We start from the raw sequence: 13,614 nt of genomic DNA, 5'->3' as shown, positions 1-13,614 counted from the left end.
CATTACCATTTCATTAAATTCATTTCGTCTACGAAACTTGTCTTTTTCTTTCTGTGAATTGCGACCACTAAGGCCAAGCCTATTGCCGCTTCGACTGCTGCGATTGCCATCACAAAAAAAACAACCACTTCTCCCTGAACCTGATGAAGCGATTTCGAAAAAACGACAAATACCAAATTTACGGAGTTCAACATGAGTTCAATACTCATGAAGATAACCACGGCACTTCTTCTGAATAAAACACCTGCGACTCCGATGGAAAAAATGATACAAGCAAGGATCAGTAAATATTCCGCGGGGATTCCCGCGAGAGTTGGTTTCAGAATTCCCGGATTCATGGCTCCCCTTCTTCTGTTTTTTTGCCTAAATTCTTTTTTCCTAATATAACTGCGCCAAGTACGGCAGCCAAAAGTAATATGGAGACTATTTCAAAAGGAAGAAGATAATCCAAGAACATGGAACTTCCTACTACTGCAGTATTCCCCTCTGCGACTACGTTCGCCTTACCTTCTTCCGATTCGGATAATGTATATTGGTAAGAACCTGATTCAGAATATCCTTTAGGAGAAGCGTCCGTATTCGGAATACCTTCTCTCACGGAATGAATCAGCACGACTCCAAGTAATACAACCACGGAAAGAACCAGAACTTTTTTGATCGGATGATTCCAAAGTTTAGTGATCCCTTCGTCATGCAAAGAAAGAAGCATCAAAACGAAAACCACAAGCACCATAATGGCGCCCGCATAGACCAAAACTTGCATTGTGGCCACGAAAACGGAGCCTAATACCGCATAAATTCCGGCTAACGCGAAAAAGGAAAGCACTAGTAAAACCGCAGAACTGATCGGATTCGGATGAAAAACAACACCTAAGGCACCGGCAACCAACACCCCACCGAATATAAAAAAGAGCAGAAGCCCCGGATTCTCGAATATTCCTACCATTTCCAGAAACCGTCCAAACCAACGTAAAGGCTCGCGATCAGAATATTCGCGACGGCCCAAGGGATCATTTTTTTCCAACCGATCGTCATCAACTGATCGTATCTGAATCTAGGCAGGGTCCATCTCACCCACATAAATAAAAACGCGAAGAATAGGACTTTAAGAATAAAGAACCCGAGTCCCGCCCAAGCCTGCCAGATAGAGCCGCTCAACCAACCGAAAGGAAGATGGTATCCTCCGAAGAATAGAATGGTGACCACACAACTCATTGTGATCATATTCATATATTCCGCAATGAAGAATAACGCAAATTTAAATGCACCGTATTCAGTATGGAACCCTACCACTAATTCGGATTCAGCTTCGGCCAAATCGAAAGGAAGTCGATTTGTTTCCGCAAACATAGCCACTACGAAAACAGAAAATGCGATAAACCCCGGAAGTTTGAAAATATTCCAAAGGCCGATCTGGGCATCGTTGATGTCGGTGAGTTTTAAAGATCCAGTTAAGATCACGATAGACGCTACAGAAAGACCTAAAGGTAACTCGTAACTGATCATCTGAGCCGTGGCCCGGATCCCGCCGATCAAAGAATATTTATTATTACTGGACCAACCTGCTAAGATGATCCCGTAGACTGAGAGACTGGAAATAGCAAACAAAAACAAGATCCCTGTATCAGGATTCGCTATCTGAAGATCCAAATACGGAGAACCGATCTGTTTTGCCAGCCATTCAGGTAACATAATTGTCCCGCCCAAAGGGACTACGGCCCAAGCCATGATGGCGCAGGTCATAGAGATCGCAGGAGCGATCAAATACATGACCTTGTTCACATTCTGAGGAAAGATCTCTTCTTTGGTTAAGAACTTGATCCCGTCCGCCAAAGGTTGTAATAAACCAAGAGGACCCGCGCGGTTCGGACCTTTCCTGTCCTGGATGAATCCAGCTACTTTACGTTCTGCTAATGTATAGTAAGCGCATGCAGTGATAAACACCAAGAAAAAAAGCGCACTTTTCAATAACCAGAGTAGGACAATATTCCAATCCATGGTTTAGGCCCCGGTTCCAGTAGGAATTTGTTCTTCTTTACCCGCTCTATCTTTTAATCTGGCTTCGAATTCATGTTTGAATTTTAAGATAGTTGGTCGGACCGCCCCCACACACGCATCAGAAAGAGGACAAATGGTTGTTCCACCTTCCATATTTCGAGCTAAGGAAAGAATAAGTTCTAAGTCGGCGCTCGTTCCCTCACCTTCTCTGATCTTATGCAGAAGGTCTCTTACCCAGTGAGTACCTTCTCTACATGGAGTACATTGTCCGCAGGATTCATGCGCGTAGAATCTTGCAAATCGATATGTGGTTTCCACCAAGTCAGTACCTTCTCCGATTACGATCACCGCTCCGGAACCAAGCATGGTTTTATGAGCCGCCATGGATTCGAAATCCATATTTGCAGTTTTACATTCTTCCGCAGTTAGGATCGGAACGGAAGAACCGCCTGGGATCACCGCTTTCAAAGGAACATCGTCGAGCATTCCACCGCAAAGATCATTCACTAATTCTAATAAAGGAGTTCCTAATTCAATTTCGTATACGCCGGGTCTTTTTACATGACCGGAGACGGAGAATAAACGGGTGCCAGGGGATTTTTCAGTCCCGATCTTGGAATACCAATCCGCGCCCTTGTCCAAAATATGGGGAACGGTGGAGAAAGTTTCCACGTTATTTACTACTGTAGGACAACGATATAGACCGGAAACAGCAGGGAATGGAGGTTTTAATCTAGGATGGCCCCTACGACCTTCCAAAGAATTGATGAGTGCAGTCTCTTCTCCGCAAATATAAGCGCCTGCTCCCGCATAGAGTACCAGATCGAAATCGAATCCGCTGCCTAGGATGTTTTTACCCAGATATCCTTTTGTATAGGCCTCGTCGATTGCCTTCTGCATGGAATCGATTCCCTTATTGAACTCTCCGCGGATATAAAAGAATCCTTTGTTTGCGCCGATTGCTTTCGCGCCGATCACCATTCCCTCGATGATCTGGTGGGGAAGGTTCTCTATTAGTTTACGATCTTTGAATGTTCCGGGTTCTCCCTCGTCCGCATTGCAAATGAGATATTTCGGTTTTGGGATATCTTTTGGAATAAAGGACCATTTGAGTCCTGTAGGGAAACCTGCTCCCCCTCGTCCTCTTAAACCTGATTTTTTGACGGTCTCTATGATTTCTTCCGGTGCCATGGCGAGGGCTTTTTTCATCCCGTCGTAACCGTGGACAGATTCGTAAAATTCCAATTCGTTAGAACGGGGATCGTCTATAAATTTAGTGAGAATCTTCATTTCTGCCATAACGTTTCCCCTTAGGTTAAATCCTTTAGGATCTCATCCATTTTTTCGAACGTTAGATTTTCATAATATGCATCGTTGATCTGGACCATAGGAGCGTATCCGCAGGCCCCCAGACATTCCACTTCTTCTAAAGTGAATTTTTTATCAGGAGTGGTTTCTCCGAGTTCAATTCCCAAACGAGAGCAGATATGTTTTTCTAATTTATCATTCCCTCGCATATAACAAGAAGAAGTTCCGCAAATCTGGATATGATACTTACCCACAGGCTTTTTGTTGTATAAGGTATAGAATGTCGCGACTCCATAGACTTGAGCAAGAGAGATAGGAGAACCTATCTTCTCCGCAAGAGCTTCCATACCTTCTCTGTCTACGAACCCTTGTTCTTTTTGTAGGAGGTACAACCCTGGAAGGATCACGCTTCTTTTATCCGGGAACATCTCTAATAGTTTGTCTAATCTTGAAACTGATTCGGAAGAGAATTGGTAACTCATTAGCAGTCCAACTCCCCTGCGATCACATTCATAGAACTCATGGTAGCGACCGTATCCGCAAGAAGTGAACCTTTTACTAATTCCGGGAAGGATTGATAAAACCAGAAACAAGGCCTGCGCACATGCACTCTCCAAGGAGACTTCTCTCCTTCAGAAACGATATAGAACCCGAGTTCACCGTTAGCCGCCTCGGTCGCCATATAATATTCTCCCTTAGGCACCTTGATCCCGTGCATGATCAATTTGAAATGGTAGATCAACTCTTCCATATTCTTATAAACTTTACTCTTTTCAGGAAGGTAAATATGAGGGATATCCGCATGGTGAGCTCCAGTTGGAAGACCGTTGATGAGCTGCTCCACGATACGAAGAGATTGTCTCATCTCTTCCATACGCACAAGAGTCCTATGGAGAACGGATCCGTCTTCCCCTACAGGTATATCAAAATCCACCTTATCATAGAACATATAAGGATCGTCCTTACGAATATCCCATGGGACTCCTGCCGCTCTCAAGTTAGGACCGGAATAACCGTAAGAGATCGCATTTTCTGCAGAGATCCCTCCCACACCTTCCGTTCTATCCATGAAGATCCTATTATTTACGAGTAACGACTGAAACTCTTCGATCGCAGGACGAAGACCTTTGATGATAGTCTTTACATCCTTTTCGAATTCGGGATAAATATCTTTTTCGAGACCGCCTACTCTACAAAAGGTTGTGGTAAGTCTTGCACCGGTAAGTTTTTCCAGGACCTGGTAAATATTCTCTCTGTGGTGGAATAAGTGCAACATCCCGGAGAATGCGCCCAGGTCCACACCTAAGATACCGTTGCAGATAATATGATCCATGACTCGGGAAAGTTCGGAAACGATCATCCTAACGTAAGTCACCTTGTCCGGAACTTCTATCTGGAGCATTTTTTCTACAGCGAGGATCCATCCGATATTATTGAGTGGAGTGGATACATAGTTCATCCTGTCTGTGCAGACTAGGAACTGATTATAAGTATAACGTTCTCCTAATTTTTCGAAACTGCGATGAACGTATCCGATCACAGATTCCGCATCCACCACTCTTTCTCCATCTAGTTGGATCACATTCTGCAAGATCCCATGAGTAGAAGGGTGAGAAGGTCCCAGGTTCACAAGTAGATGTCCTTCTGGGAGTTTTTTCTGTTTGAGGCTAAAATGTTCCGCGGTCTTTTCGTACATCGCCGTCATAACTTAAGCCTCCATATCTTCTTTTAAGTGGATGGTGAGAAGGTCCTCTACCAGATAATCCTGACCGAAACCTTCTAAAGGATAATCTTTTCTTAATGGATGACCTTGGAAATTATCAGGCATGATAAGACGATCCATTCTAGGATGCCCTGTAAAACGGATGCCGAATAGATCGTAAACTTCTCTCTCCGGCCAGTTAGCACCTTTGAAGATGTTTATGATGCTCGGAACTTCTTCGTCTTCTTCCAAAGCTACGCGGAACTGTACTTTTGTGGAGGATTTATTTCCGGAGCGGAGAAGATAGCAGACTTCGAATCTTGGAGTTTTTTTGCCCAACCAATCGATCGCAGTCAGATCGTTTAGATAATTGAGCTCGATCCCGGGTGCCGTTTTTAAAGCGGAAAGAACGGGAACAATACCTTCCGGCTTTAGAAAGAATGTAGGAAGATTAGTGAGTATTTCTTCTTCCTTGGAGATAAAATGAGAGAACTTGTCTTTTAGGAAACTCTGGATTGTTTCTTTCATTGGACGACCAGGGGTTTGTTTCTTTCGTTCATTTCCCGGATCTTATCCATTACTTCCTGTCTTCTGGCTTCTAACCCTTGGGTTTTTACTTTTTCCTGAAGTTTGATTACTGCATCCAAAAGAGCTTCGGGCCTAGGAGGACAGCCCGGAACATATAGATCCACAGGAAGTATCCTGTCGATTCCCTGTAAAACAGAGTATGCGTGGAACATTCCACCAGAAGAAGCGCAAGCTCCATAGCTGATCACAAACTTTGGTTCGGCTAATTGGTCGTAAATTTCACGAAGAACCGGAGCCATTTTGTAAGTGATGGTCCCGAGAACTAGGATCATATCCGCTTGTCTTGGAGAAAAAGAAGGCCTTTCCGCTCCGAACCTGGCGATATCATAATCTGCGCAAGAGGTACTCATGTATTCGATCCCGCAACATGCAGTCGCGAATGGATAAGGCCATAAGGAGTAACTTCTTCCCCAATTGATAACCGAATCTACGGTCGCAATCTGGAAGGAATCTCCGTAAGACGATCCGGGTTGAGCAAGTTGTTCGTTTAATCCCATTCTAAGGCCCCCTTCTTCCGAATATAATACAATCCAACCACAAGTGTGAAGATAAAAACAAACATCTCTATTAAGAGAAAATTACCCAACCCAGCCTCTTTGAATGATTTTAAATTCACGGCATATGGAAAAAGGAAGATCGCCTCTATATCGAAAAGGATGAACAGAACTGCGACTAGGTAAAACTTGATATTAAACAATCCCTTTGCATCCCCGTAATACGGTACCCCGCACTCAAAAGTATCGTGAGGTTTGGATCTTTTTTTGGGGTTTAGTAGAAAAGCGAGTCCGAGTATGAGAGCGGAGAATCCTACTCCCAGGAGGAATTGAATCAGCAGGGGGCCTAGATGGTCCGGCGAACTTCCCATATCTAACTTCTATCAAACTCGATTACTCGCCTATGTCAATCTAAAATCCCGAACGGGGGCTTTCCAACAGCTCGGAAGACCGGATTCTATCATTTTCTAATTTTACAATTTTCCTTTTTTCGAGCTGAGAACGCTTTTCAATACCGTTGTTAGAGACACAAAGATCACGCAGAGTTTTTTCGAGAAAAACAGAACGAGTGTTCTAATTCTCAGTAAAGAACTTTAAATTTTTCTAAAGTAAAGATTAGGTAAGAGAGATGCAGTTTTTTCTCACGCAGAGCCACGAAGCCGCGGAGAAGGACACAAGGGTCACGGAAAAATATTGTTAAAGTAACCCTATACAAAACTCTGCGTCTTTGCGCCTCTGCGTGCCAATTCCTCTCGACGACTTTGCGCCTCCGCCTGAAAACTTTGGCTCACGAACAGAACAGTCGTTCTGGTTTTTCCTAAAAAGTTGGTGACAAAACTATTTAAGGCTTTAAGGTTTTGGATATATAGATACAGGGACAAAATCATATGGCTAAACTCGTACTCTCCAGCTTCGCAGAATTACAAGCATACGAAGGAAAAGAACTAGGCGTATCTGACGCTCATGAAATCACCCAGGCACAAATCGATACATTTGCAAATGCTACCCTCGACCACCAATGGATCCATACGGATCCGGCAAGAGCTGCCAAAGAATCACCATTCGGGACAACTATCGCTCACGGTTATCTTACACTTTCCATGGCTCCTTACCTGTTGAGCCAGATCTTAGAACTACGAAATATCAAAATGGGGATCAACTACGGAATGGAAAAACTCCGCTTTTTAGATCCTGTTAAGGTGGGTTCCAAGCTCAAACTTAGAGCAGAACTAGTAGAACTGAAGGATCTAAGAGGTACCGCAAGAATGACCTTAAAACTCAGCTTCGAAGTAGAAGGCGCAGCAAAACCTGCAGCTATCGGCGAAGTGATCTATCTCTACCAATTCGCCTAATCGGCAAGGTATTCTAAAATGAATCCTCGTACGATCATTTATCTGATTTCTAGGATCAGGGACGAATTCCATAGACGTCTGAATTCGGAACTGAAAGACAAAGGTTTAGGGCAATTGACCACTACCCATGCGGATATTTTATTCGCCCTTGCAATGTCCAAACGGGTTCCGATGCAAGACATCGCTCGGATGATAGACAGGGATAAGTCCACTCTGACAGCGCTTGTGGATAAACTGCAAGATCTCGGTTATGTGGAAAGGGTCAGAGACACTCAGGACCAAAGGGTAGTCAATCTGCAACTTACTCGCAAGGCCTACTCTATTCGTCCTGTGATGCTTGGGATCTCTCGCTCTTTGCTTGCAGGTCTTTATAAAGGTTTTACCGAGCCGGAAAAAAAGGATCTAGTCCGGCTTTTGGATAAACTTTATAAAAATCTAAAGTAGTTAATCTTATAACCCGGTTAGAAATTCCGTCTCAATACTCTTGAGTATCGCTTCTTCTTCCGGGTTTCTGATCCCCTTTTCCCCTTTTTGTCTACGGCCAGGAGTCCAAGGTCGGATCATATTCCTATAATTATGGAGTAATTTTCCTATCTTCTCCTTCTCCGCTTCTTTTAATTTTCTGAAATCCGGCACAAGAAGAGAATTCAGATCTCCCGGTTCCACTTTTCGTAGTCCTTGAGCATACTCTCTAGTTCTAGATTCCAACTCCTTACGAACGTGAGGGGTAATCAGATAGGCAAATAAATATTCTTCGAAATGAGTATACTCCGGCTTTGCGGAAAATCCATGAAAACAAGTCAAATGGACTGCAGGGCTTTGGTTGAACACGAATCGAACTTCTTCCCTGTGAAAAGAAGTAGCTAAGATCCGACAAGGTCCTCGATTTTCCTGCGAATGCCAAGGTTTTCTTTTGGAAGGAAGAAAACGTTTAGGAACACCTCGTTTAATTCCTTCTTCCAGATATTTGTTTATACCTTCTCCTTCCTGATTGTTCGGGACTTCTTTTGCGTCTAGGAGCCAGACTTTAGCACCTTGAGACTTCAAAGTGATCCAATCATCTCCTGTAAAAAATGGAGACAGTGCGTATTGAGCTTTCGGAATAGAAGATCTAAGATAATTGCGAGGAATGGATAAGTTCGAAGCGTCTTTTTCGGATAAAAGAAAGTATCCGTTGTCCCCAGTTGCAATTCCTCTCCTAAAACTTCCGAATTCCTTAATAGGGACCCATCCTTGACGAATATCTTCGGGCATAGTCACATAATTATTGTTAGGTGAATTTTTATCATCATTTTTTATGTTTTGTATCGGTTCCGAGTCCTCGCTCAATAATCTTGTCCACTTTGCTTCGGCATCGGGACGGATTTTTCTCCAGACAATCTCTGAAAGTTCTATACTTTCTCCTTTAATGAAGGATGAGGTCCTAGACCAAAGAAAACCTTCTTCGTTTGTTCTTGAATTTTCCAAGAATAGTATACAGGAGGAAGTCACAGCTCCCGTAAATAAGGACCAGGAAGAATCTAGGATAAGTATACGACGAAGATATCCTGATTGAATGATCGCTTTTTTTATCGGAACTCCGTATCCAGCGTTCAAGAATTCGTAAGGCACAAGTATGGACGCCCGTCCTCCCGGCTCTAAAAGCCTTAGTATACGGAGAAGAAAGAAGACATACAGATTTGCTGTCCCAGGAATCTCCTCTTTGATGTCCTCTGCGAATTGACGGATCAATTTTTTTCCATGTTTAGAATGGCTGAGTCGAAGATAAGGAGGATTGCATAGTATGATATCGTAGTATTCTTTCTTTTCGTTTTGTAGAAAGTCCCCTAACACCAAATGAAAACGATTTTTGGATAAACCGGATCTCTCTAGGTTTTGTATACACTTCTCATGCAAGATCGGATCGATCTCCCAACCATGGAACTCGCTATCCAGTTCAGGAAAACGATCCAGAAACTCTTGGAAAAAAATTCCTTCTCCCATTCCAGGATCCAAAACTTTGATCTTTTTTCCTTCTAAAACAGCTTTAGTATCTGAAACCCATTCCAACATCGGTCCCACTAAGGCAGAAGGCGTGAAAAATTGGCCTAAAGCTTTTTCTTTAGCTTTAGGATTTGGCTTTTCTGGATGAGAATCAAGTGTGTCTTCGCATGGAACGATCATGAAAGAAATTTTCGCCTATATAACGTTGATATGACGACGAATCTACATGACAACCTTACAATTGTTAAAGGTTTTTAGAAAAAAGAATCCTATACCGAAATGTCTGTTAGGTATACTCTAAAAACTGTATACTAAGAAGATTTTGAATTATTGTGTCTTAGAGGAAAGTTTTTCGGCCAAAATCCGTTCTATTTCATCCAGATGATATTCTTTTGCCAGATCTAGTGCCGTCTTACCTTGGTTATCCGCAAGTGTAAGATCAGATCCTAGCTGGATCAATTTCTGAGCAGCAGAAATATTTTTTCTCTGGATGGCTTCCATAAGAGGAGTTTTACCTTCTGCGTCTCTATGATTTAGGTTTGTTCCGGCCTTAGCTAAAACATCCAAAATTTTGAGATCAGTTTGTTTCGGTTCTGTAGCGTAATGAAATGCGTTTCTTGCACCGATCTGGTAACTCCCATTAGGAGTGTGGGCGTCTTTTAATCTGCTAGTGAACACTGCTTTGGAACCGTTCGCCAACAAATATTCTACAATCGCTAAATTAGAAGGAGAAGAAGCGCCTCCCACTGCTAAGAAGAGTGGATATTCTTCGATTCCGCCCGGATCGTGATTTGGGTTAGCACCGTTCTCTATCAAAAATTTCACTAAAACAAGGCTTTGGTTCCGAATCGCCATGTTGAGAAGGGAAACCGGTTTTTGGTCCTCACCCTTTCGAGCAGTGTATTCCACCAAAGCGCCGGACTCTATCAGTCGTTTTGCCTCGGCCAGATCATCCATATCCGGAATTTTTACTTTTAAGATAGGAAGCAGACGATAGAATAATACGGAATTCCCATCCACATCTTGGGCGTTGATATTGGCTCCATGTTTGATGAGAAACTCGACTACGTCCTCACCTTCTGCGAGCATGATCGCTGTGCGGCCGTCATCATCCTTTGCGTCCACTGTGGCGCCTTGGTTCAGAAGTAATTCTACCTTACGAAGGTCGCCTTCTTTAACTGCAGATAAAAACTGTTTGTCCAGCTCGGTATCGGCATAGGTCGCCAAACCGAATACGAAAACGAGCACAGCCCAGCTTTCGCGTCTAAGTTTGCCGTATTTTGCCAATAAATCCATTATTCCGATCACCGATATTTACCCATCCTGATTTTAGCTGCGATTCTATAAATGAAAATTCCCTTTGGCTGGGGAATATCCTTGACCCTAGTGGGCGGGGCTTTATGCCTCTCTTCCTTAGAGCGTTTTATTCGGGAAATGGTTCCCAGGATCCGGCCTGGAATTGCCCCTTCGACCGAGTCCTAAATCCTTTCTGGCGGAAGAATATGAGCAGTACAAAATTCCCATTCGATTCGTATGATAGCATCGGTCTTGCCGATTTGATCCGAAAGAAGAAGATCCAACCTAAGGAATTATTAGATTTTTCTGAAGCGAAGATAGATAGATTCAATCCTGAATTGAATGCAGTTGTTTTGAACACGATCGACAAGGCGAGAGAAGCGCTAAGATCCGGTCTGATACCTAAGGGACCCTTTTATGGAGTTCCACTTCTTATTAAAGATCTATTACACCATGTGAAGGGACAAAACATCACTTCCGGCTCCAAAGCATACAAAAATTACGTTCCTTCCGACGACAGTGTGTTTGTTTCCAAGCTCAGAAAAGCCGGATTTCTTTTTATAGGAACTACAAATGTTCCCGAATTCGCTTTGATGGGAATTACCGAGCCGAAGTTTCACGGACCGACTCGAAATCCTTGGGACCCGGAAAGGACGCCCGGTGGTTCTAGTGGTGGAGCAGGAGCAGCAGTTGCTTCCGGAATGAGTTCTATCGCAACAGGTTCGGATGGAGGAGGATCTATCAGAATTCCTGCAGCGTATTGCGGATTATTCGGATTAAAACCGAGTAGAGGAAGAGTTCCTGTCCGCCCTTACGGAAGAGTCTGGCAAGGAGCTTCCCAAGACCATGTTCTTACAAAATCCGTTAGAGATAGCGCAGCGGTTTTGGATATAGTTTCGGGAGTCGGGATAGAAGAAGCGTTCTCTATGGAGAAAAACAAAACTTCTTATCTTTCCGAGGCTAAGAAGTCCCCGGGCAAACTAAAGATCGCGTATTCATTCGCCTCTCCTATCGGAACCCCGGTCAATCAAGATCATATAGACGCGTTACACGACACCGTAAAACTCCTAAGATCTTTGGGCCATAAATTAGAAGAACGTTCCCCTTCTATCGATGGAAAACGTTTAGCAAAAGCGTACGTAACCATGTATTTCGGAGAAGTTGCTTCGGAAATCTCTCGCTTAGACAAAGTTTTAGGCAGAAAAGCAAAGATGGGAGATGTGGAATCCACTACTTGGATCCTAGGATTACTCGGAAGATCGGTATCCGCAGGTGAGTTCGTATCCGCAATTCGATATTGGGATGAAGCGGCCTATATTTCCGAAGAATTTTTAGAAAATTACGATCTATATCTTACTCCAACCACTGCGGAACCTCCGGCTAAGATCGGAGAGCTTGCACCCAAGCTATATGAAGAAATTGCAATGCAGATCATAGGACGGATCGGAACAGGCAAATTACTTTTAGCAACCGGAATGGTGGACCAGCTTGTGGAAAAAAATCTTTCTAGAACTCCATTCACTCAATTAGCGAATCTTACCGGACAACCTTCTATGTCCGTTCCGCTTTCCAAAACGACTCTTGGTCTACCGATCGGGATGTTATTCACTTCCAAAAGAGGGAGAGAAGATGTACTTTTCCGACTAGCGGGGCAATTGGAAAAAGAAAGACCTTGGGCGGATATTAAGAAGTCCTAGGGATTTTTTAAGACAATTCACTTTACAAATTGGCTCAAAAAAAAGATCTACTTACTATGTCTTTCAGCGCGGACGAATTCAAAAATTCACTCTCTCATTTTGCATCCGGGGTAACCGTGGTCACTTTTTCAGATACCACAAGAGCGGGAGGACTGACTGTCAGCAGTTTCAGTTCGCTTTCCTTGGATCCTCCTTTAGTACTTTTTAATCTCCAAAAGAATATAGCAAGCCATGATCCGCTTCTTTCTTCCGGTCTATTCACTGTAAATATCCTCTCGTCCGACCAGCAAGAACTCTCCAACCAATTTGCATCCGGCAAGATAGATAAACATGAGCTGATCCAAAAGTTAGCCTGCGACTTAGGCCATAACGGAGTACCTTTTTTGAACGGCACTTTAGCCAGGATAGAATGTGAACTGGAAAAACAAGTAGATGGAGGTGATCATACAATAGTGATCGGAAGAGTTATATCCGCCGTATCCGATGATTCAAAAAGACCTCTTTTGTATTACCGCAGGAACTACCACAATATATAAAAAATAAGGGCAGGACATTCTGCCCTTTCTTTTTTATTATTACTTTATAAATTCTTGATACTCCTCCGCAAAACAAATTCCCACAATATAAACTATCTCCAGGCAAGTAAAAATTAAGAGAAAATTTTTTGGAATGTGGATTCCAAATTCCGAAATCAAAACAAGAACATTAATATTTTCTAAATAACCATAAAAAGTACAAGCGGGACATACGAATTTTCAACTGTTTCCGGGAGAAGTGGTTGCGGAGACAACCACGAGGAGATAGACTATGGGTTTAGAATTAGTCCCGAAAACTCCCAAAAAATTAAAAGAATCTCTTGGAGAGGAAGTTACGGAAGAGTTGGCGGAATTCATTCAAAAGCATCAACAATTTGGGAACAAGACGATGATCGAACTATCTATGGAAAAATACGAAAGAAGACTCGTAGAAGAGACAGGCAAATTGCGAGCGGAAATGCATGCAGGTTTCGGAAAGATCCAAGAACAATTCACGGACGTATATAAGGAGTTTGCTCGCGTCCATGAAAAGATTAGCTCCCTACAGGAATCTATCCAAAGCCAGACCAGATGGATGATTGCGGCGATATTTGGAGCCATTCCCTTATACTTAGCAATATACAAATATTTATAACTCTTTCCAGCAGTAGCCGAAATCCC

At 43.1% G+C, this 13,614-nt stretch carries 16 protein-coding genes; 5 read left to right on the top strand and 11 right to left on the bottom strand.

The features are described 5' to 3' along the window. Positions 1 to 2 precede the first annotated feature (2 nt). Genes nuoK through LEP1GSC185_RS07235 form a run of 9 tightly spaced genes read right to left on the bottom strand, consistent with a single transcriptional unit; the run spans position 3 to position 6,461 of the window. Entirely contained in the window at positions 3 to 338 is a 336-nt protein-coding gene (gene nuoK, locus LEP1GSC185_RS07275) for an NADH-quinone oxidoreductase subunit NuoK (RefSeq protein ID WP_008594272.1), read from the bottom strand. Further along, positions 335 to 946 carry an NADH-quinone oxidoreductase subunit J family protein gene (locus tag LEP1GSC185_RS07270; RefSeq protein WP_008593864.1) on the bottom strand — a complete coding sequence of 204 codons (612 nt, stop codon included), beginning with the start codon at positions 944 to 946 and terminating at the stop codon, positions 335 to 337. The genes nuoK and LEP1GSC185_RS07270 overlap by 4 nt, the downstream gene beginning before the upstream one ends. Beyond that, positions 940 to 1,998: an NADH-quinone oxidoreductase subunit NuoH gene (gene nuoH / locus LEP1GSC185_RS07265; protein WP_008595685.1), complete on the bottom strand. Its 1,059-nt coding sequence runs from the start codon at positions 1,996 to 1,998 to the stop codon at positions 940 to 942. Before nuoH ends, LEP1GSC185_RS07270 begins: the two co-directional genes overlap by 7 nt. Before the next feature lie 3 nt (positions 1,999 to 2,001). Continuing rightward, positions 2,002 to 3,297: an NADH-quinone oxidoreductase subunit NuoF gene (gene nuoF / locus LEP1GSC185_RS07260; protein WP_008594679.1), complete on the bottom strand. Its 1,296-nt coding sequence runs from the start codon at positions 3,295 to 3,297 to the stop codon at positions 2,002 to 2,004. 11 nt (positions 3,298 to 3,308) lie between these two features. Beyond that, positions 3,309 to 3,788 carry an NADH-quinone oxidoreductase subunit NuoE family protein gene (locus tag LEP1GSC185_RS07255; protein WP_008594791.1) on the bottom strand — a complete coding sequence of 160 codons (480 nt, stop codon included), beginning with the start codon at positions 3,786 to 3,788 and terminating at the stop codon, positions 3,309 to 3,311. After that, on the bottom strand, positions 3,788 to 5,002 hold the full coding sequence (locus tag LEP1GSC185_RS07250; RefSeq protein ID WP_024863934.1) for an NADH-quinone oxidoreductase subunit D: 1,215 nt from the start codon (positions 5,000 to 5,002) through the stop codon (positions 3,788 to 3,790). Before LEP1GSC185_RS07250 ends, LEP1GSC185_RS07255 begins: the two co-directional genes overlap by 1 nt. Before the next feature lie 12 nt (positions 5,003 to 5,014). Continuing rightward, positions 5,015 to 5,536, bottom strand: a complete 522-nt coding sequence (locus tag LEP1GSC185_RS07245; protein WP_008594213.1) for an NADH-quinone oxidoreductase subunit C — start codon at positions 5,534 to 5,536, stop codon at positions 5,015 to 5,017. Then, complete coding sequence (locus LEP1GSC185_RS07240; protein ID WP_008595348.1) at positions 5,533 to 6,093, bottom strand: NADH-quinone oxidoreductase subunit B; 561 nt, start codon at positions 6,091 to 6,093, stop codon at positions 5,533 to 5,535. The genes LEP1GSC185_RS07245 and LEP1GSC185_RS07240 overlap by 4 nt, the downstream gene beginning before the upstream one ends. Then, a complete protein-coding gene (locus LEP1GSC185_RS07235) occupies positions 6,084 to 6,461 on the bottom strand; it encodes an NADH-quinone oxidoreductase subunit A (protein ID WP_008593867.1) in 378 nt (125 codons plus the stop codon). The genes LEP1GSC185_RS07240 and LEP1GSC185_RS07235 overlap by 10 nt, the downstream gene beginning before the upstream one ends. A 516-nt stretch (positions 6,462 to 6,977) precedes the next feature. Between LEP1GSC185_RS07235 and LEP1GSC185_RS07225 the strand changes: the two genes are divergently transcribed. Both LEP1GSC185_RS07225 and LEP1GSC185_RS07220 read left to right on the top strand, forming a co-directional pair. Continuing rightward, complete coding sequence (locus LEP1GSC185_RS07225; protein WP_008594866.1) at positions 6,978 to 7,442, top strand: MaoC family dehydratase; 465 nt, start codon at positions 6,978 to 6,980, stop codon at positions 7,440 to 7,442. A gap of 18 nt (positions 7,443 to 7,460) precedes the next feature. Continuing rightward, positions 7,461 to 7,886 (top strand): MarR family winged helix-turn-helix transcriptional regulator, encoded by a 426-nt coding sequence (locus LEP1GSC185_RS07220; protein WP_008594860.1) that lies wholly within the window; start codon positions 7,461 to 7,463, stop codon positions 7,884 to 7,886. 6 nt (positions 7,887 to 7,892) lie between these two features. Here LEP1GSC185_RS07220 and LEP1GSC185_RS07215 read toward each other — a convergent pair whose 3' ends face one another. Both LEP1GSC185_RS07215 and LEP1GSC185_RS07210 read right to left on the bottom strand, forming a co-directional pair. Then, entirely contained in the window at positions 7,893 to 9,605 is a 1,713-nt protein-coding gene (locus LEP1GSC185_RS07215) for an HsdM family class I SAM-dependent methyltransferase (RefSeq protein ID WP_008595654.1), read from the bottom strand. 147 nt (positions 9,606 to 9,752) lie between these two features. Continuing rightward, positions 9,753 to 10,721 (bottom strand): ankyrin repeat domain-containing protein, encoded by a 969-nt coding sequence (locus tag LEP1GSC185_RS07210; protein WP_010513525.1) that lies wholly within the window; start codon positions 10,719 to 10,721, stop codon positions 9,753 to 9,755. A 206-nt stretch (positions 10,722 to 10,927) separates the two neighbouring features. On the opposite strand from LEP1GSC185_RS07210, the gene LEP1GSC185_RS07205 reads away from it, so the two are divergent. The 3 genes from LEP1GSC185_RS07205 (at position 10,928) to LEP1GSC185_RS07195 (ending at position 13,588) form a co-directional block, all read left to right on the top strand. Beyond that, on the top strand, positions 10,928 to 12,418 hold the full coding sequence (locus tag LEP1GSC185_RS07205) for an amidase (RefSeq protein WP_008596395.1): 1,491 nt from the start codon (positions 10,928 to 10,930) through the stop codon (positions 12,416 to 12,418). 56 nt (positions 12,419 to 12,474) lie between these two features. Continuing rightward, positions 12,475 to 12,954 carry a flavin reductase family protein gene (locus tag LEP1GSC185_RS07200; RefSeq protein ID WP_010513527.1) on the top strand — a complete coding sequence of 160 codons (480 nt, stop codon included), beginning with the start codon at positions 12,475 to 12,477 and terminating at the stop codon, positions 12,952 to 12,954. A gap of 271 nt (positions 12,955 to 13,225) precedes the next feature. Further along, positions 13,226 to 13,588 (top strand): LA_3696 family protein, encoded by a 363-nt coding sequence (locus LEP1GSC185_RS07195; RefSeq protein ID WP_008594061.1) that lies wholly within the window; start codon positions 13,226 to 13,228, stop codon positions 13,586 to 13,588. Positions 13,589 to 13,614 lie beyond the last annotated feature (26 nt).

The organism is Leptospira licerasiae serovar Varillal str. VAR 010 (assembly GCF_000244755.1).
GTDB classification, from domain to species: domain Bacteria; phylum Spirochaetota; class Leptospiria; order Leptospirales; family Leptospiraceae; genus Leptospira_B; species Leptospira_B licerasiae.
Note: the sequence above shows the minus strand (reverse complement) of the source record. Positions and strands in the feature narration are given on the sequence as shown.